We start from the raw sequence: 17680 nt of genomic DNA on the forward strand, positions 1-17680 counted from the left end.
ACCAGACCATAGATTCAGATCCCATGAAATTTGATGACAGATTGCCCAGGCTCTCCCGGCGTTCCCTGCTTGCCGGTGCGCTCTCCAGCGCCGGTCTCGCCGCGCTGAGCGGCACTGCCGCGTACGCCGACGTGCGAGCGCCCCGCGTGCTGATCGCCACGAACGAGCCGTGGGGCACCTACCACGTGGCCCCGCTGCTGCCCGAGGCGCGGCGGCAGGGGTGGGAGGTCACGCAGCTGGTGCCCGACCTGTCCGGGATCAAGCCGGGCGATCCGGTGCCGGTGGTGACGCCGGACCGCGTTCAGGACGCCGATCTGCTCGTCGTGACGGGCGCCGGGGACTGGCCGGCGGAGTGCGCGGCGCGCTTCCGGCGGCTGCCGTTGATCGCGAGCTCGCTGGCGTACCAGCTGCCCGTCGAGGCGCCGCGGGCGAAGGAGTTCCGCGACCGGCTCAGGGCGATCACCGCGTCCTCGCCCGCCGAGGCCAAGGTGTTCGACGACTACCTGGGCACGCGCCGCCCGATCGCGGTCGTGGGCACCTCGCAGACCGACGACCTGCCCAGGCACGCCCCCGAGCCCGGCACGGTCCTGGTGCTGACCAGCGTCACCAGGTCCAGCAGCACCGGCGGCTCGGCCCCCGGCACCGAGCTGCTCCTGGCCGCGGCCGAACGGCTGGCGGCGGCGGGCAAGCACATCCTGGTCGGGCTGCACCCGCGCGAGGACCGCTCACTGTGGGAGCGGTACGAGATCAGCTCCGTGCCGTCGGTCCAGGCGTCCGCCCGCGCCGAGGCGGCCATCGGCATCCCGGGGACGGTGTTCCCCGTGGTCGCGGCCGTGGGCGTCCCGCTGGTGGGATGCACGGACCCGCGCCTGCAGATCCCGGAGTACCTGCTGAGCGTCTGCTCGCACACGATCACCGCCGCGGACGCGGCCCTGCCGGCCGTGACGGAGGCCAAGCCGGTGTCGCGAGAGGTGCTCTACGAGGCGGTCGGCCCCGTCGGCGGCTCGGCCCGCCGCCTGCTCAAGGTGTGGCGGAAGGCGGGCGTCCGCGTCTGAGCAGCGGTCGCGGCCGGCGGAGCCGGCTAACCCACCAGCTGGGTCAGCTTCAGCACCAGCTCGTACACGCCGAAAGCGAAGGGCAGGCCGACCCAGGCCCAGGCCAGCGCCATCAGGGCGGTCCGCCTCGAGGTCATGTCGCCTGCCCTTCCATCGCCGGCTCCGCCGGCTTCTCGTGGTACTTGTCGCTCACCGGCCGGATCAGCTCATTGGCGAGCAGGCCCACCGCCAGCAGCCCGATCATGATGTAGAGGGAGGTCGTGTAGAGCGCGGGCCCCGACCTGCCGGCCGCCTTCTGCGCGTCGGCGATGGCGTTCACGATGAGCGGGCCGAGCACGCCCGCGGTGGACCACGCGGTCAGCAGGCGGCCGTGGATCGCGCCGACCTGGAAGGTGCCGAACAGGTCCTTCAGGTACGCCGGGATCGTCGCGAAGCCGCCGCCGTAGAAGGACAGGATGCCCAGCGCGCACACGATGAACAGCGGCTTCGAGGAGTTCCCAGCCAGCGCGATCACCAGGTAGAGCAGCGCGCCGACGCCCAGGTAGACGCGGTACATGTTCTTGCGCCCGATGAGGTCCGAGGTGGACGACCAGACGAACCGGCCGGTCATGTTCGCCAGCGACAGCAGCGCCACGAACCCGGCGGCGGCCCCCACGGCGACCGGCGTGGCCGTGCCGGTGAAGAAGTCCCTGATCATGGGCGCGGCCTTCTCTAGGATCCCGATGCCCGCGGTGACGTTGCAGCACAGCACGATCCACAGGCAGTAGAACTGCGGCGTGCGGATCGCGTTGCGGGCCGAGACGTCCGCGTCGGTGATCAGCGGCCTGGCCGCGACCGCGGGCCGCGTCCACCCGGGTGGCGACCAGCCCTCCGCCGGCACACGCACCAGCAGCACGCCCATCGACATGAAGACCGCGTAGACCGCGCCATGCACGAGGAACGTGGTGGCGATCCCGCCGGTGTCCGTGCCGAACGACTCCAGCATCTGCGCCGACCACGGCGAGGCGATGAGCGCCCCGCCGCCGAACCCCATGATCGCGATCCCGGTGGCCATGCCGGGCCGGTCCGGGAACCACTTGATCAGCGTGGAGACGGGGGAGATGTAGCCGATGCCGAGCCCGATCCCGCCCACGCCCCCGTAGCCGAGCACCACCAGCCAGTACTGCCGGGTGGCCACGCCCAGCGCGGACAGCAGGAACCCGGAGGAGAAGCAGGCCATCGAGACGAACATCGCCCATCGCGGCCCGTTGCGCTCCACCAGCGTGCCGCCGAAGGCCGCCGACAGGCCGAGCATGACGATGCCCAGCTGGAACGGCAGGGCGCTCTGCGTGCCCGACAGCTGGAGCGCGGACTCCAGCGGGGGTTTGAACACGCTCCACGCGTACGCCTGCCCGATCGCCAGGTGCACGGAGAGTGCCGCGGGCGGCACCAGCCACCGGCTCCACCCCGGGGCCGCCACGATACGGGAACGGTCGAGGAAACTTGTCGCCACGTGTCACGCCTACCACATACCGTATGCAGTATTGGAGATCTTTACGGCGAGCGGTCAGAAATCAGCGACGAATGGCGGCGCCGCCTGCCCGGAGGCACTCGGGCAGGCAAGACCGGAGTGATGATGGTCGAGCAGGGATAGTTACTCTATGTAACAGCTCGACTGTATTTCGTGACAACGGAGGGCTAATGTGAAGATCGCCTGCGTGGGCGGCGGACCCGCCAGCCTGTACTTGTCCATCCTGGTGAAACGGGCCAACCCGGCCGTTGACATCGCCGTCTACGAACGCAACCCAGCCGGATCAACCTACGGCTGGGGCGTGACGTACTGGGACGAACTCCTCGGCAACCTGTACGTCGCCGACCCCGAATCCGCCCGGACCATCAGCGAGAGCTCCGTTCGCTGGGACAGCTGGGTCGCATACATCCGCCACCGCGCCACGGTGACGGCCAAGGACTCGGACGTCGGCTACGGCATCGGCCGGCACGAGTTGCTGGCCATCCTCGCCGAGCGGGCTCTTTCCCTCGGCGTACGGATCGAGTACGAGCACGAGATCACCGACGAGCGCGAGCTGGCCGACGCCGACCTCATCGTCGCCGGCGACGGCGTCAACAGCGTGCTGCGCGAACGCCACGCCACCCACTTCGGCACCGAGGTGACAGCCGGGCGGGACAAGTACATGTGGCTCGGCACCACCAAGGTCTTCGACGCCTTCACCTTCGCCTTCACCGAAACCGAACACGGCTGGATCTGGTGCTACGGCTACCGTTACAGCAACGACCACAGCACCTGCGTCATCGAATGCTCCCCGGAGACCTGGAAAGGCCTCGGCCTCCACCAGACCAGCGAAGCCGACAGCCTGGCCCTGCTGGAGAAACTCTTCGCCGACATCCTGGACGGGCACCCGCTGATCGGCCGCGGACAGGCCGACGGCAGCGCGCACTGGCTCAACTTCCGCACCGTGACCAACCGCACGTGGCACCGCGGCAACCTCGTCCTGCTCGGAGACGCCGCCCACACCACGCACTACTCCATCGGCGCGGGCACCGCCCTCGCCCTCGGAGACGCCGCCTACCTGGTCCAGGCCCTGTACCGGGAATCCCGGCTCGAGTCCGCCCTCGCCCGCTACGAGCGGAAACGCAGATCCGCGATCAGGCCCGTCCAGAGGGCGGCCCGCTACAGCGCCCGGTGGTACGAGAACCTCCCGCGCTACATGGAGCTTTCACCGCTGGAGATGTTCACGCTGCTGGGCCGGCGGCAGTCCCGGCTGCTCCCGCACGTCCCGCCGCGGCTGTACTACCGGGTGGGACATGCGATCGAGCAGATCCCGTCGCTGCTCACCTTCAAGCGGCGGGCGGGCTCGAAGGCCGCGTGAGCCGGTCGGTCTCACGCCAGACTCTGCCCGCCGTCCACGGTGATCACCTGGCCGGTGACGTAGTTGTTGGCCATCAGGAAGAGGGTGGACGCGGCGGCCTCCTCGGCGGTGCCGAAACGGCCGAGCGGGGTGTGCTCCCCGGCCTTGGCGATCGCCGCGTCGCTGCCGAGTCCGGACAGCGTGCGGAGCAGCGGCGTGTCGAAGCTGCCGAATCGGACGGCGTTCACCCGCAGCCGCCTCGGCGCGAGCTCGACGGCGAGTGCCTTGGTGAAGGTCTCGACGGCGCCGATGGCCGCCAGGGGGCCGGTCATCCCGGGCACCGGCCGGATCGCGTAGGTGCCGGAGGTGAACGTGATCGAGCCGCCCGCGGGCAGCCGGGTCGCCGCCACCCGGGCGGCGGCGAAGGCGCCCCAGACCCGGGAGTCGAGGACCGAGCGGAGGTCGCCGGCCGAGAGCTCCGTCAATGGCCCGGCGCCGCCGATGCCGCCGGCCGTCACCAGCACATGGCCGACCGAACCGGCCTGGTCGAAGATCTCCGCCAGGGCGTCCTCGTCCGCGCCGTCGGCGGACACGCCGAGCACCGAGTCCGCCTGCGCCGCGTCACGTACGCGGTCCACGGCGGCCGTCAGCCTGGTCTGATCGCGCCCGACCAGCACGACGCGGGCGCCCACACCGGCGAGCAGCACGCCGGCCGCCAGCCCGATGCCCGAGCTGCCGCCGATGACGACGACGGTGGCGCCGGTGAGGCCGGCGGGCAGCGGGGAGCGGACCGGCACGGGAGCGGTGGAAGTGGTGGACATGCTGTCTCCTCAGAAATAAACCATCTGGTTGGTTTAGATCAAAGCGGTCATCTGCGAAAAAGTCAACTGGATGGTTTAATTCTGTCCATGAGCTATGACGCGGAGGCCACCCGCCGGCGGATCTTCGAGGCCGCCGCCGCCGAGTTCGCCGCGCACGGCCTGGCGGGGGCCAGGGTCGAGCGCATCGCCGCCGCGGCCAAGGCCAACAAGCAGGCGATCTACCTGTACTTCGGCGGCAAGGAGAAGCTGTTCGGGGCCGTGGTGCGGGCCAAGGTCGACGAGGTCTGCCACTCCAATGCCCTCGACCCCTGCGCGGTGGCCGAGTCCGTCGGGCAGCTGTTCGACTGGTACCAGGACCACCCGGAGCTGATCAGGCTGCTGCTGTGGGAGGCCCTGGAGACCGGCGCGGGTCCCGTCCAGGGCGAGGACGAACGCCGTGCGGCCTACCGGGACAACGTACGGGACCTCGTCGATGGGGGCGTCGGCGCCGGACTGGACGAACCCCGGCGCACTCGCGCGGCCCAGGACTGGATGTTCACCGTGCTCGGGCTGGTCGCCTGGAACTTCGCCGTCCCGCAGTTGTGCCGCCTCGTGCTCGACGAACAGGACGACAAGGCGGCCCTGGCCCGGCGCCGCGACGCCGTGGTGTCGACCGTCCGCACCCTGGCCGCCGGCCGGAGCGGCGACGCTTAGATATTCGTCCGGTTACGGGCGCGTCATCCAGACGTCGATCGACAGGGACCAGGTGCCGTTCGGAGGGTCCGTGAGCGAGCGCTCGTCCTGCAGCGTCCGCAGCCCCATCACCCGCACCGGGGCGCCGTACGGGGAGACCTGGTCCTTCTCCGCGGCGAGCAGGACCGGGACGCGGCCCGCCCGTCTGACGCGCTCGGCCAGCCGCGTGACGTTCGCCGGCGAGGGCAGGTCCGGGTCCGAGGCGCGCACCACCCGGGCCGTGGGCAGGCCGCACATGCCGCGGACGAGCTGGGTGAACCGGTCTCCGGTGACCCGCTCGACGATCAGCACCGAGGCGTCGCGGGGCAGCGCCGCGCACAACCCCGCCACGGCGGCCGACTCGCCCCGCTCGACCGGGGTGAAGGCGGTCCCGATCGAGGTCACCGCGGCCGGGGCCACCAGCAGCAGACACCCCGCCGAGAGCAGGGCCCGCTGCGCCCGGCGGCCGTACCCCATGCGCCGCGCCCGCTCCCGCACCCAGCGCAGGCCCCAGACGGCGAGCAGGATCAGACCCGGGATGACGACCGGGACGAGCCGGCGGGAGGCCCAGGGGTGGTCCGGGGTGATCGACGGCAGCCACAAGGTGGTGACCGTGGTCCAGCCGATGACGGCCAGGGGGAGCAGCCAGACGAAGTCGCGCCCCCGGACGAGGCGGTGCGCCAGCACGGCGGCGGCCAGGGTGGCGAGCACCGCGATCGGGACGCCCACGTACCAGAACACCCAGTACAGCGAGTCCTCGTAGTACAGCCGGCCGGGGTCGGAGTGCAGGTGGTTGGCGGCCTGCGTCTTGGCGATGAAGTCGGCGGTGAGGACGTCCTCCGGGGTGAGCGGGACGCGGCGCACGGTCTGCACCCACGGGCGCGCGGCGAACCCCGCCATCACCAGCACGACCAGTCCCGCGGCCGGGGCGGGCAGCAGCCGCGCGGCCCGCCCCGACGGATGGCGCACCAGGCGGGCGATCCTCGGTCCGAGGCGCGGCGCGAGGACGGTGCCCGCGACCGTCAATGCCAGGACGGCCGCGCAGACGGCGAGCAGCGGTCCCAGCGAACCCGACAGGTACGCCAGGTAGGGCCGGGCCAGCAGGTACGCCGCCAGGAAGCCGAGCCCCGAGCCCACCGCGAGCCCAGCGAGCAGCGGCCACCCGAGCCGCCCGCCGGACACGCCGTCCCCGGCCCCGTGCCGGGCCTGGTGGCGGCGCAGCGCGATCAGCAGCCCCCCGTACGCGAGGACCGGCAGCAGATCGCGCAGCCCGTCGATCCTGACCGCCAACGCCAGCCCGAACACCAGCCCCGCCGACGCCGCCGCGCCGCCCGCCTGCACCGCCCGGACCCATCCCAGGGCCCGCACGACCGGGCTCCCCGCCGGGCCGCGCCCCGAGGCCGGGCCGGCGCCCGGATGCGCCGCGCGGGCCAGGAGCAGGACGCGCATGAGGGCGCTACCCCTGGGGGCACGGCGGACCCCTCCTCGGGCGGCCGGGTCGCCGGCCTCGGCGAGCAGAGGGGCCGGGTCGGCGGGGAGGAAGCCCAGGCCGAGCGCGCCCGAGCGAAGCCGGAAGCGGGCGTCCAGGAGCAGACTCACGCCGCCGAACAGGAGGATCATCGCCAGAGGCTCGCTGAAGGCGCTGCGCGAGGTGTAGATCAGGGGCAGGCTCACCGCGAGGACCAGCGCGGCGAGGACCGCCCAGCGGGCGCCGGCGAGGCGGGCGACGACGCCCGCGAAGGCCAGGACCGCCAGTCCGCCCAGCACCGGCGGCATCAGCAGCAGGCCCGTCAGCCCGCCCAGCCAGTGGCCGAAGGCGCCGATGAGCGGCATGCCCGGCATGAACTGCGGCACGACTGCGCCGCCGTACTGGTAGAAGCCGACGCTGTCGAAGTGGAGCGCGGGGTCGGGGCCGCCGAACGCGGCGAGGTCGAACGGGATGGGCAGCGAACCGTGCTCGGCCAGCCATATGGCGTACTGCGCGTAGGTCGCCGGGTCCCGGCGCACGATCAACTGCTCGGTGTGGAAGATCCCGTTGAACACGGCCGAGGCGACGGCGACGCCCACCACGGCCGCCGTGTGCCAGCCGGACGCCTCCACCGTCTCCGGCAGCCGCCGCAGGGCGTACCGGCCGAGCAGGAAGGCCAGACCGACCCCGAGCAGCACGGCTGGCACCGGGCGGAACCAGCCGAGCAGCAGCAGCGGCACCCCGGCCAGCAACCACCCGGCCACCGCGACCACCGGCGCCACCGACACCACGGCGAGCAGCCGGCCCGCCGAGGGCCACCGCACGCGATCGACCCACCTCACCCCCGAGAGCCTAGTGGGCACGCCCCTGCCCGCCGACCAGCACTGAGTGGCCGGAAGTGGGTCAGGCGCAGGAGTAGGCGTCGACCGCCTTTTTGGCAGCTCTCGTGCGCTTGTTGTACATGGGATCTATGGCCTCTATGGGTGCGTGACGGGTGGTCAGCTTGCTCGATGAGGTGCGGACCGCTTTCAACACCGTGTGAAAGTCGGCGGCGCCGCAGACGCGGTCGTTGTCGTCATCGACGGCGGGGAGCGCGGCGATCGGCTGCCGGTCGCTGTCCGTGGAACTCCAGCCAGCCGCGGATGTGCACCCAGGTGCCCATGATTCGATGATCGATCAGCCGATCCTGGCGCCGTACACGTGGTCGACCTTCATCGTCATGAGGACCCTCCGGTCGGCCACCATCACCGACCGGTACTCGTCCCAGTCCGGGTGCTCCCCGGCGGCGACGCGGTAGTAGTGCACCAGCGCCTCCACCTCGGGACCGTGGGGATCGGTCCCTGGCCCGATGAGTGTCACCGTGCCCTCGGCGGTGGCCCACGCCCAGCCGTCGGGGCTGGTGACCTCCAGCGCGGCTCGCGGGTCCCGGCGCAGATTGGCCGTCTTGGCGCTCCCCTCGTTCATCGAGACGTAGATGACGTCGGCGTCCTGGTCGTAGCAGGGCATGACGGGGGAGAGCTGGGGGCGGCCGTCCGACTTGATGGTTGCGAGGACGCCGAGCCGGCTTTCCGCGAGCAGCGTGCGTGGGTTGAACGGTGTGGCGGTCATAGGAGAATCCTCAACGTTCATACCGGTATGAAGGTCAAGCGGGAGCTGCGCCGGCGGACCGGGGTCCACGCGCATCATCAGCGTACTGATGGCCGCGCTGAGGAGCTGTTGTTCGTCTTCCGGGCGGCCAGTTCGAAGTGCTCGCGTGCCTTGCCGGGCTCGCCTCGTCGGCATACAGGGTGAGTGGCCCGTCGTGTCCGGCAGCGGCGATCACCTGCCGAAGAGCGGTCCGGTCCGTGATGATCCGGTGCCGAGCGGCCGGCAGGTGGTCCAGGATCATCCGGTAGTCCGGGAACGTCTCGTCGACGGTCGGGAGGTCACGTGAGGCACCGGCGCTGTGAAACCGCACGCCTTGCCGGTTCACCTCGATACTGATGTCCGGTAGGCGTATGGCCTGGGACGCGATGTTCTTCAGCTCCGAAACTCCGACCAGGAAGCGGCACGGGTCGCCCTCGACGGAGGAGGGCCGTAGCGCGCGGAGCGCCAAACGGTAGCGATCCGTGGCGACAAGCCGCACTTCCTCGCGTTCCACTTCGATCAGGACACAACCGAGTACCGGGAACTCCTCCCGCACCGAAGCGCACGCCACTGCCGGGGCGACCTGGCGCACGGCGCTGGCCCTGTGTCTGCCCGTTGGGTGTAACCCCCCGCCCTGCGCAGGCGGCCCGGTCACCGTGACCCGAGCCGGGCGCAGCAGGCGGTCGCCCACGCGATAGCCGCGGAGCAGGATTTCGCTGCAGGTCGCGCGGCCGGTCCGAGCCGAGGGTACGTAGCCCACCGCCTCGTGGCGCGTAGGGTCGAAGGTCTCGCCCGGCACGCCGAAGGCTTCCAGGCCGAGAGCCCCGAGTTCCGCCTCCAGTGTCTCGGCGACCAGCTCGAAGCCGCCGTAGACGTCGCCGAGCTCGCGGGCCCGGGTGATGGCGTCGAGAACGGGTAGCAGGCTGCGGAGCGCATGCGCCACCCCGACGTCGTACAGGGCCGACTGGTCGCGCTGGACGCGCTTGCGGTAGTTGTCGTACTCCGCTTTGAGCCGCTGCAGGTCGGCGGTGCGTTCGGCGAGCTCGGCCTGCAGCCGGGCGGTCCGTGACCGTGTCCGTCCGGCGGTCCGGCCTGTCGCGGCCCGCGGCTGTGACGTCAGAGCGTCACGGGCCGGCGACGGCATGCCGGCCGGGTCCGTTCTGTCGCCTGCGGTCTGGGCGGGCAGCGGAAGCCCGGCGGGCGGCCGCCCTTGCCGTGCGGGATCGGGCCGGCGGCTCATCTCTCGCCCTCCTGGCGTCTGTCCTCGTCGACGATCTCCGCGTCCACGACCTCCTCTTCGCCGGCCCGCTGCTGATCAGCTGTGCCTGCGCCGGCGCCCGCGCTCCCGCCGGGGGCGGTGCTCTGCGCCTGCGCGTAGATCGCCTGGCCGATCTTCTGGGCGGTGGCCGAGGCCTTCTCCGTGGCCTGCTTGATGGCGCCTGTGTCCTCGCCCTTCAGCTTCTCCTTCAGGTCGGCGAGCGCGGCCTCCACCTCGGACTTGACGTCTGCGGGCACCTTGTCCGGGTTGTCGCGCAGCAGCCGTTCGGTGGAGTAGACGAGCGTCTCGGCGTTGTTGCGGGTCTCGGCGGCCTCGCGCCTGCGGCGGTCCTCCTCGGCGTGCTGCTCCGCTTCGCGCACCATCCGGTCGATGTCGTCCTTCGGCAGTGCCGAACCGCCGGTGATCACGATCGACTGTTCCCGGCCCGTGCCGAGATCCTTGGCGAAGACGTTCATGATGCCGTTGGCGTCGATGTCGAAGGCCACCTCGATCTGCGGGACCCCGCGCGGCGCGGGCGGCAGGCCGGTCAGCTCGAACATGCCGAGCCTCTTGTTGTAGGCGGCGATCTCGCGTTCGCCCTGGTACACCTGGATGGCCACGGACGGCTGGTTGTCCTCGGCCGTGGTGAACACCTCCGAGCGCTTGGTCGGGATCGTGGTGTTGCGCTCGATGAGCCGGGTCATGATGCCGCCCTTGGTCTCAATGCCCAGCGACAGCGGGGTGACGTCCAGCAGCAGGACGTCCTTGACCTCACCTTTGAGCACCCCGGCCTGCAGGGCGGCGCCGATCGCCACCACCTCGTCCGGGTTGACGCCCTTGTGCGGCTCCTTGCCGCCGGTCAGCTCCCGTACCAGGTCGACCACGGCCGGCATGCGCGTGGAGCCGCCGACGAGGATCACGTGGTCGATGTCGGACACCTGGAGCCGGGCATCCTTCACCGCCTGGTGGAAGGGGCCCTTGCAGCGCTCCAGCAGGTCCTGGGTGATCCGCTGGAACTGCACGCGGGTCAGCTTCTCGTCCATGTGCAGCGGGCCCTGGTCGGAGGCGGTGATGTAGGGCAGGCCGATCGAGGTCTCGCTGGTCGAGGACAGCTCGATCTTGGCCCGCTCGGCTGCCTCACGCATCCGCTGCATCGCCATCTTGTCCTTGGACAGATCCACCCCGTGGGCGTTCTTGAACTGGGTGACCAGGTGATCGACGATCCGCTGATCCCAGTCGTCGCCACCCAGGTGGGTGTCGCCGGCGGTGGCCTTCACCTCGACCACGCCCTCGCCGATGGACAGCAGCGACACGTCGAACGTGCCACCGCCCAGGTCGAAGACCAGGATGGTCTGGTCGTTCTCCTTGTCCAGGCCGTAGGCCAGCGCGGCCGCCGTGGGCTCGTTGATGATCCGCAACACCTTCAGACCGGCGATCTCCCCCGCCTCCTTGGTCGCGGTGCGCTGCGCGTCGTCGAAGTACGCCGGCACGGTGATGACGGCCTCCGTGACACGCTCTCCGAGGTAGGCCTCGGCGTCACGCTTCAGCTTCTGCAACACCCGAGCCGAGATCTCCTGCGCGGTATACCGTTTGTCATCTATGCTCCCCGTTTCGGGGAAGCGCCACGTCGCCTCGCCCATGTGGCGTTTCACCGAGCGGGCGGTGCGCTCGACGTTGGTGACCGCCTGACGCTTGGCGATCTCACCGACCAGCACCTCGCCGCTCTTGGCGAACGCCACCACCGAAGGGGTCGTCCGCGATCCCTCGGTGTTGGTGACAACGGTCGGCTCGCCGGCTTCCAGCACGCAGACGACCGAGTTGGTCGTGCCGAGGTCGATACCGACGGGTCTGGTCATCGCCGGCCTCCTTCCTGCCGCCCTCCTCGTCCTGGCACGAACACCGCATTCGGATTCACAGCCACCACAGGCGTGTGGTGGGCCGGCCGAGGAAAGTCATGTCGCGCCCATCCCTGCGGGCCGGATGGAGCCGCGCGGGGCCCACCCGCAGCAGCGCATTTTCCAATGGCACGACGGCAGGAGAAAGGTCGGCGATCATCGCGGCCACGGCGGCCATGTGAGCCGGAGCACTCCGGCGGACGGCTCGCGCGGACACGTTGAGATTGAGATCGGGATCCGGCGTATGCGTGACCCTGACGGGAACTGGCCGCCCTCCGAGCGGAGCGTCGTGTCCGCTGCCGGAGTCGTAGGCGGCGCGCCGGACGGGGTCGCGCAGCACCGTGTAGTGGTCCCGCCGGGGCTGCTCGCCGCCGTACCGCACAGTCACCGTAGTCACCTCCTGCGCCACAGACAATCGCCAGCCGGATGCGCTGCGACCTGCAGGTATGAAACGGAACTTCGATATGGATGCTACCGCAACACCTGGGAAAATGCCCGATTTGTACCGAACTCGGTGCTGTTCTGGAAGAACGCCGAGCTCGGTCCGTACGCGTACGCAGGGTCCAGGTGCGGCGCCCTCGTCTCCGGCAGCGAGATGACGCCGGCGCCCGTGCGGACGTGGACGAGGGCGGACATGCAGCTACTTGACAGCGCCGCTGGTGATACCCGAGATGATCTTCCGTTGGGCCACGGCGAAGACCACGACCAGCGGCAGGCTCATCAGGATCACGTACGCGAAGATCAGGTGCCAGTTGTTGAGGTAGAGCCCGGCACTGGCCACGCGGAAGAGGTTGAGCGGGAGCGTGTCCAGCCGCCCGCCGATCACGAAGAAGGCGTAGAAGACGTCGTTCCACACGTACAGGCAGACCAGGATGGTGGCCGTGGCCAGTACCGGGCGCAGCAGGGGGAGCACGACCAGCCAGAAGACCCTGAGCGGGCTCGCGCCGTCGAGCTGCGCCGCCTCCTCGAGCGAGTCGGGGATGGTGCGGACGAAGCCGGTGACGAAGAAGATCACCGTGGACATGTAGATGCCCATGTAGACGCCGATCATCCCGACCGCGGTCCCGGCCAGGCCGAGCTGGCGCAGCAGCAGGACGACGGTGACGACGGCGGGCGGGAGCACGATGCCGCTGATCGCCAGCGCGTACAGGACGGCGTTGAGCCGGCTGGCGCGCCGGGCCAGGATCCAGGCCGCCATCGACCCGAACAGCAGCACCCCCACCACCGACGGCACGACGACCAGCAGGCTGCCCAGCGTGGCCTGCAGCACCTTGCCGTCGCCCCACACCTGGCCGAGGTTCTCCAGAAGGTGCCACTTGGACGGCAGCGACAGGTCCGGCTGGAGCGCCTCGCCCTGGGACTTGGCGGCCGTCACCAGCACCAGCCAGAGCGGGATGCCGATGGACGCCGCCACGAGGACGAGCGCGACGACGGGCTGCAGCCGCCTCCAGACACTCGCGTCACTCAGTCGGTTCATAGGACCGCCTTCGGCAGCCCTATGAACCAAGGCGCTGTGTCCATTGGTTCGCTCGCTGCGCTCGCTCACAGGACCTCCTCCCGCTTGCGCAGGACGTAGATGACCGGGAAGGCCATGAGGGCCACCAGCAGGAACAGCACCAGGCTCATCGTCGTGGCCTGCGCGAACAGCCCCTGCCCGAAGGTGCGGTAGATGAAGATGTTCAGGATCTCCGTGGTGCGGGCGGGCCCGCCGCCGGTGGTGGCCTGGGCGACGTCGAACCCGTTCATCGAGCCCAGCAGCGCCGTGGCGACGTTGAACGTGATCGCGGGCGCCAGCAGCGGGAAGCGGACCGTCCAGAAGGTACGCCACCGCGACGCCCCGTCGATGTGGGCCGCCTCCACGATGTCCTCGGGGATGGTCTTCAGCCCGGCCAGGTAGATGAGCATCGACAATCCCATCCACTTCCACGCGTGGATCAGCGCGACCACCACGATCGTCCAGGTGGTGTCGCCGAGCCAGGCGTAGTCGATCCCGAGGAGCCGGTTCAGGCCGCCGGTGGGCTTGAGCAGGGCCTGGAAGATGTAGCCGACGGCCAGCGCGGACATCAGCACGGGGATCAGGAAGAACACCCTGGCCACCCGGTTGACCAGGGTGTCGCGTTCGAGCAGCACGGCCAGGCCGAAGCCGAACGCGTTCTGGAAGACCGCCACCAGCACCGCGTACACCACCGTGACCCGCAGCGACCGGAACAGCGTGCCGTTGGAGGCCAGGTCGGTGAAGTTCTCCAGCCCGACCGGACGGATCGTGCTCTTGAAGCCCGACCAGTCGGTGAAGGCGTAGACGAAGTTGAACAGCGTCGGCAGGAAGAAGAACACCAGCAGGATGGCGAACGCCGGAGCCATGAACCACATGGGGTGCGTTCTCCGCCGGACGACCGGGCGTCCGCGGGTCGTGGTGCGCCTGGGCATGCTCTGCCGCGCGGGGGTGGTGGTCAGCACGTTGGACTCCTCAGAAACCGCTCGCCCCGGCCGCCTTGGCGAGCTGGGCGAACTGGTCCTGCGTGGCCGAGGCGACCTTCTCCGGCGTCAAGGTGCCGTTGATCATGTCGGCCAGGTTCAGGTACAGGTCGGGGTTGGCCACCGCCAGCGCCTGCATGGACCCGACGGCGGTGGGCAGTGAGGCGTGCACGTCGAGCAGCGCCTGCGGCACGCCCGCCGGGCTGGGCACCGACGGCTCCAGGGAGACGGTGTTGCGGTCGGCGACGAAGTCCTTGTAGCCGGGCCCCATCCAGTACGCCAGGAGCTGCCGTGCCGCGGCCTCGCGCTTGGCGTCGCCGGTCTTGAACGCCACGAGCGCGTTGGACTGGTCGGGGATGAACGTGCCGACGTTCCCCGACGGTGAGATCGGGAAGAAGCCGATCTTCTTGTTCAGCGTCGCGGTGTCCGCCGAGGCCTGGAGCTGGCCGAAGAACGAGTTCACCTGCACGACCATGGCGGCCTTGCCGGACAGCAGCGCCGCACCCTGGTCCTCGAACTTCGCGGTCTTGATGTCGGAGTTGAACAGCCCCTCGTCGATCAGCGACTTGTACTTCTTGATCGCCCCGACCACGGTCGGATCGGTGAACTTCTGCTTGCCGGTGTTGATCCGCTCCCACAGGCCGTCCTTGGCGGCGTCGGCGAGCTGGACCTGCACCCACCACTGGGTCGCCCATTTGTCGCCGGCCATCTCGAAGAACGGGGTGACGCCCTTGCCCTTGAGCGTGCGCGCCAGCTTCACCATCTCGTCGAAGTTCTTCGGCGTACTGGTGATCTTGTTGGCGGCGAAGACCTCCTTGTTGTAGTAGACGCCTTCGACCGCGGGGCTCGTGATGAGGGCCGCGTACCGGGTGCCGTCCAGGATGCCGGTGATGTCCTTCAGGTCCGGCGACAGCTGCGACAGCCACGGCGCGTCGTTCAGCGGCTGGAGGTTGGCCTTGGCGTTGATCGCGGTCAGCATGGACGCGGTCGGCTGCCAGAACGCCAGGTCGGGCTTGTCGCCGGTGGCGACCTTGGTCTGGATGCCCTGCTCGTACGGGTCAGGGATCGTCACGACCTCGACCGTCGCGCCCGTCGCCTTCTGGAACCCGGCGATGACCGCCTTGGGTACGGTGTTGCTGTTCTGGGCAGCCCAGATCGTCAGCTTGACGCCGTCGAGCTTCGCGGTCGGGTCGGCCCAGGTCGCGGGGGCGGCGGAGGCGGAGGAGGAGCTCTCGACGGAAGGGTCGCTGCACGCGGCGAGCCCGAGTGCGAGGGTGGCCGCGGCGGCGGCGGCCGTCCATTTCGTCTTCATGGTGGTCTCTTTCATGAGGCGGTGCGGATGCGGAAGATCCGGGCGGAGAGGGGCTCCTCGCCGCGGGACGTGAGCGTCAACACGCCAGGGCCGGGCTCCCAGTCGTGATCCCAGTCCGGCAGGTGCCGTGGGTAGAGGATGTCGATCTCGACCGCGCGGCCCGCCAGGTGGGGCAGGTCGAGCCGTACGGACCACGCATCGTCCCGCCGCCAGACGCCAGCGTATGTGGTGTCGCCGGCACGTAGTCCCAGCGCGAGCGAGCCGTCGTCCCAGCGCGGCAGCCCGAGCGGCCACAGCGGCGTCGCGCGGGCCAGGTCCGCGCGAATCTCCTTGTGGACGCGTACGGCGTCGCGGACGGAGTCGAGCTGCGCGGCGCTCATCCCGTCCAGGTGGCCGGACAGGTAGAGCCGCCCCAGCATGCCGGTGCACAGTGCGAAGGCGATCTCCTCGTCCGACATGTCGGGTTGCGGGTACGCCCAGCTCGCCGACTGCTCGGGCAGCACCGACATCGGCGCCGCCACCGCGATCGGCGGGTAGAGCCGGAAGTCCTGCTGGTCGCTGGTGGACTGCAGGTGCAACCTGGACAACATCGCGTAGTCCATGCGCATGGCGCCCGACGCGCAGTTCTCCAGGGTGAGCCCGGGGTGGCGCTCGAGCACGCCCTCCAGCCAGGCCAGGTGGGCCCGGTTGCAGGCCAGCAGCCCGTCCCCGGCGCTGTCGGCGTCCAGGTCGGTGCCCACTCCCGGGTCGATGTTGTAGTCGAGCTTGAAGTAGCCGACGCCCAGCTCCTCCACCAGCCGGTCCACGACCTGGTCCAGGTGCGCGACCGCGCGGGGATGGCGCAGGTCGAGATGGTAGCGGCCGTGCTCGACCAGGCGTACGCCGCCGCGCTGCAGGAACGCCTCCGGCGGCAGCTTGTCCGCCATGGGACTGCGTACCCCGATCACTTCGGGCTCCAGCCACAGGCCCGGCACCATGCCGTGCTCCCTGATGCGGCCCAGCACCTCCTCGATGCCGCGCGGGAAGCGCGTCTGCGACGGCTGCCACTCGCCGACGCTGTCCCACCAGGTGCCGTCGTCGTCGTACCAGCCGGCGTCCACGCAGAACACCTCGGCTCCCGCGGCCGCGGCCGCGTCGATCAGCGGCAGCAGCTTGGCCGTGGTCGGGTCGCCCGACAGCGTGTTCATGTAGTCGTTGAACACCACCGGCAGCCGCTCCCGGTCGGGATGCGGCCGGACGATCGCCCGCCGATGCGCGGTCAACGCCTCGGCGGCCCCCTCCAGGCCCTCGCTGGACACCGCGACCGACACCGGCACCGTGGTGAACGACTCCCCGGGGCGAAGCCGGTGCTGCCACTGGTGGTCGATGTCGGTCGGGCCGAGCAGCGCGACGTACGGGTCGTCGAGCCGCTCGCCGACCTCCCAGCGCCAGGGGCCGTTGTGCTCGATCTGCCACAGCCACGCCTGCCCGCTGTCGCGGTCGATCAGCCCACCCGTGGGCAGGTGACCGCCGGTCGACCAGGTGCCCTTCCCGACGACCGCGAGCCGGCCGCGCCCGTCCTGCCCGTGCGCAGGCAGATGCAGATCGGGTACGGCCTGCGCGCGGAGGGCCTCGCGGACCCAGCGGCTCTCGCCCAGCCACTCGCTGTCGGCCCGCACCACGTCGGTGGAGTCCACCGAGCCGGCGAAGGCGGCGGCGAACGACGTGACGCCCAGCAGCAGCGCGGGCTCCTGGCCGCGGTTGGTCACCCGCGTCCACGCCTGGAACGCGGCCACCCCGTCCGCCGAGCGGAGGAACACCTCGGCGTCCAGCCCGCTCTCCGCGTCGTGCAGGTGCACCCGCAGGACGTGCCACGCCCCGTCCGTACGCTGGTCGCAGCCCAGATAGGCGAGGCGCTGGCCGACCGCCGTCCGGGAGAAGCGGTGTGAGGCGCGCGCCCGTCCGGTGCCCGGGAGCAGCAGTTCCACCAGTGGCTGCGTCGCCCGGGGCCGGTGCGCGGTGGCGGCGTCGCCGCGCGACAGCGACCGCACGCCGACCGGGCCGTCGGGTGAGACGTCGAGCACGACCCGAAGGCTCGGGTGGCCCCAGACGACGCTGGTGTTCATGGATCTCCCTTGCTTGTTCTGGCGTTCTGGCCGAGCGGCGCTTGCTCTGGCCGAGCGGCGCTTCCTCTAACCGAGTGGCGCTTGCTCTGGCCGAGTGGCGCTTGCTCT

Annotated in this window: 16 protein-coding genes; 3 read left to right on the top strand and 13 right to left on the bottom strand. The window is 70.5% G+C overall.

The genetic code is table 11. The features are described from left to right. Positions 1–23: 23 nt before the first annotated feature. Complete coding sequence (locus ABN273_RS45650) at positions 24–1055, top strand: hypothetical protein (RefSeq protein WP_349455842.1); 1032 nt, start codon at positions 24–26, stop codon at positions 1053–1055. A gap of 26 nt (positions 1056–1081) precedes the next feature. Here ABN273_RS45650 and ABN273_RS59885 read toward each other — a convergent pair whose 3' ends face one another. After that, positions 1082–1192 (bottom strand): MFS transporter small subunit, encoded by a 111-nt coding sequence (locus ABN273_RS59885; protein WP_502911231.1) that lies wholly within the window; start codon positions 1190–1192, stop codon positions 1082–1084. Further along, positions 1189–2547: an OFA family MFS transporter gene (locus tag ABN273_RS45655; RefSeq protein WP_349455843.1), complete on the bottom strand. Its 1359-nt coding sequence runs from the start codon at positions 2545–2547 to the stop codon at positions 1189–1191. Before ABN273_RS45655 ends, ABN273_RS59885 begins: the two co-directional genes overlap by 4 nt. Positions 2548–2737: 190 nt before the next feature. On the opposite strand from ABN273_RS45655, the gene ABN273_RS45660 reads away from it, so the two are divergent. Next, positions 2738–3922 carry an FAD-dependent monooxygenase gene (locus ABN273_RS45660; protein ID WP_349455844.1) on the top strand — a complete coding sequence of 395 codons (1185 nt, stop codon included), beginning with the start codon at positions 2738–2740 and terminating at the stop codon, positions 3920–3922. 11 nt (positions 3923–3933) lie between these two features. On the opposite strand, the gene ABN273_RS45665 is transcribed toward ABN273_RS45660, so the two are convergent. Continuing rightward, the gene (locus ABN273_RS45665; RefSeq protein ID WP_349455845.1) at positions 3934–4722 is read right to left on the bottom strand and encodes an SDR family NAD(P)-dependent oxidoreductase; all 789 of its coding nucleotides are present in this window, start codon (positions 4720–4722) and stop codon (positions 3934–3936) included. Between the two features lie 87 nt (positions 4723–4809). On the opposite strand from ABN273_RS45665, the gene ABN273_RS45670 reads away from it, so the two are divergent. Further along, positions 4810–5415 (top strand): TetR/AcrR family transcriptional regulator, encoded by a 606-nt coding sequence (locus tag ABN273_RS45670; RefSeq protein ID WP_349455846.1) that lies wholly within the window; start codon positions 4810–4812, stop codon positions 5413–5415. Between the two features lie 12 nt (positions 5416–5427). Here ABN273_RS45670 and ABN273_RS45675 read toward each other — a convergent pair whose 3' ends face one another. The 10 genes from ABN273_RS45675 to ABN273_RS45720 all read right to left on the bottom strand — a co-directional run bounded on the left by ABN273_RS45675 (position 5428) and on the right by ABN273_RS45720 (position 17572). After that, positions 5428–7743, bottom strand: coding sequence for a hypothetical protein (locus ABN273_RS45675; protein WP_349455847.1), 2316 nt, complete (start codon positions 7741–7743; stop codon positions 5428–5430). 334 nt (positions 7744–8077) lie between these two features. Further along, on the bottom strand, positions 8078–8509 hold the full coding sequence (locus ABN273_RS45680; RefSeq protein WP_349455848.1) for a PPOX class F420-dependent oxidoreductase: 432 nt from the start codon (positions 8507–8509) through the stop codon (positions 8078–8080). A gap of 34 nt (positions 8510–8543) precedes the next feature. After that, positions 8544–9767, bottom strand: coding sequence for a nucleotide exchange factor GrpE (gene grpE, locus ABN273_RS45685; protein WP_349455849.1), 1224 nt, complete (start codon positions 9765–9767; stop codon positions 8544–8546). Beyond that, the gene (dnaK, locus tag ABN273_RS45690) at positions 9764–11641 is read right to left on the bottom strand and encodes a molecular chaperone DnaK (RefSeq protein ID WP_349455850.1); all 1878 of its coding nucleotides are present in this window, start codon (positions 11639–11641) and stop codon (positions 9764–9766) included. The genes grpE and dnaK overlap by 4 nt, the downstream gene beginning before the upstream one ends. A gap of 55 nt (positions 11642–11696) precedes the next feature. Further along, positions 11697–12068, bottom strand: coding sequence for a hypothetical protein (locus tag ABN273_RS45695; protein ID WP_349455851.1), 372 nt, complete (start codon positions 12066–12068; stop codon positions 11697–11699). Between the two features lie 83 nt (positions 12069–12151). Continuing rightward, entirely contained in the window at positions 12152–12316 is a 165-nt protein-coding gene (locus ABN273_RS45700) for a hypothetical protein (protein WP_349455852.1), read from the bottom strand. Positions 12317–12320: 4 nt separating this feature from the next. After that, a complete protein-coding gene (locus ABN273_RS45705; protein ID WP_349455853.1) occupies positions 12321–13157 on the bottom strand; it encodes a carbohydrate ABC transporter permease in 837 nt (278 codons plus the stop codon). Positions 13158–13222: 65 nt separating this feature from the next. Then, positions 13223–14137, bottom strand: a complete 915-nt coding sequence (locus ABN273_RS45710) for a carbohydrate ABC transporter permease (RefSeq protein WP_349455854.1) — start codon at positions 14135–14137, stop codon at positions 13223–13225. A gap of 10 nt (positions 14138–14147) precedes the next feature. Beyond that, a complete protein-coding gene (locus tag ABN273_RS45715; RefSeq protein WP_349455855.1) occupies positions 14148–15467 on the bottom strand; it encodes an ABC transporter substrate-binding protein in 1320 nt (439 codons plus the stop codon). Positions 15468–15478: 11 nt separating this feature from the next. Continuing rightward, positions 15479–17572: a glycoside hydrolase family 36 protein gene (locus ABN273_RS45720; RefSeq protein ID WP_349455856.1), complete on the bottom strand. Its 2094-nt coding sequence runs from the start codon at positions 17570–17572 to the stop codon at positions 15479–15481. Positions 17573–17680 lie beyond the last annotated feature (108 nt).

This window comes from Nonomuraea sp. B19D2 (genome assembly GCF_040137845.1).
In the GTDB taxonomy this organism is placed as follows: Bacteria; Actinomycetota; Actinomycetes; order Streptosporangiales; family Streptosporangiaceae; genus Nonomuraea.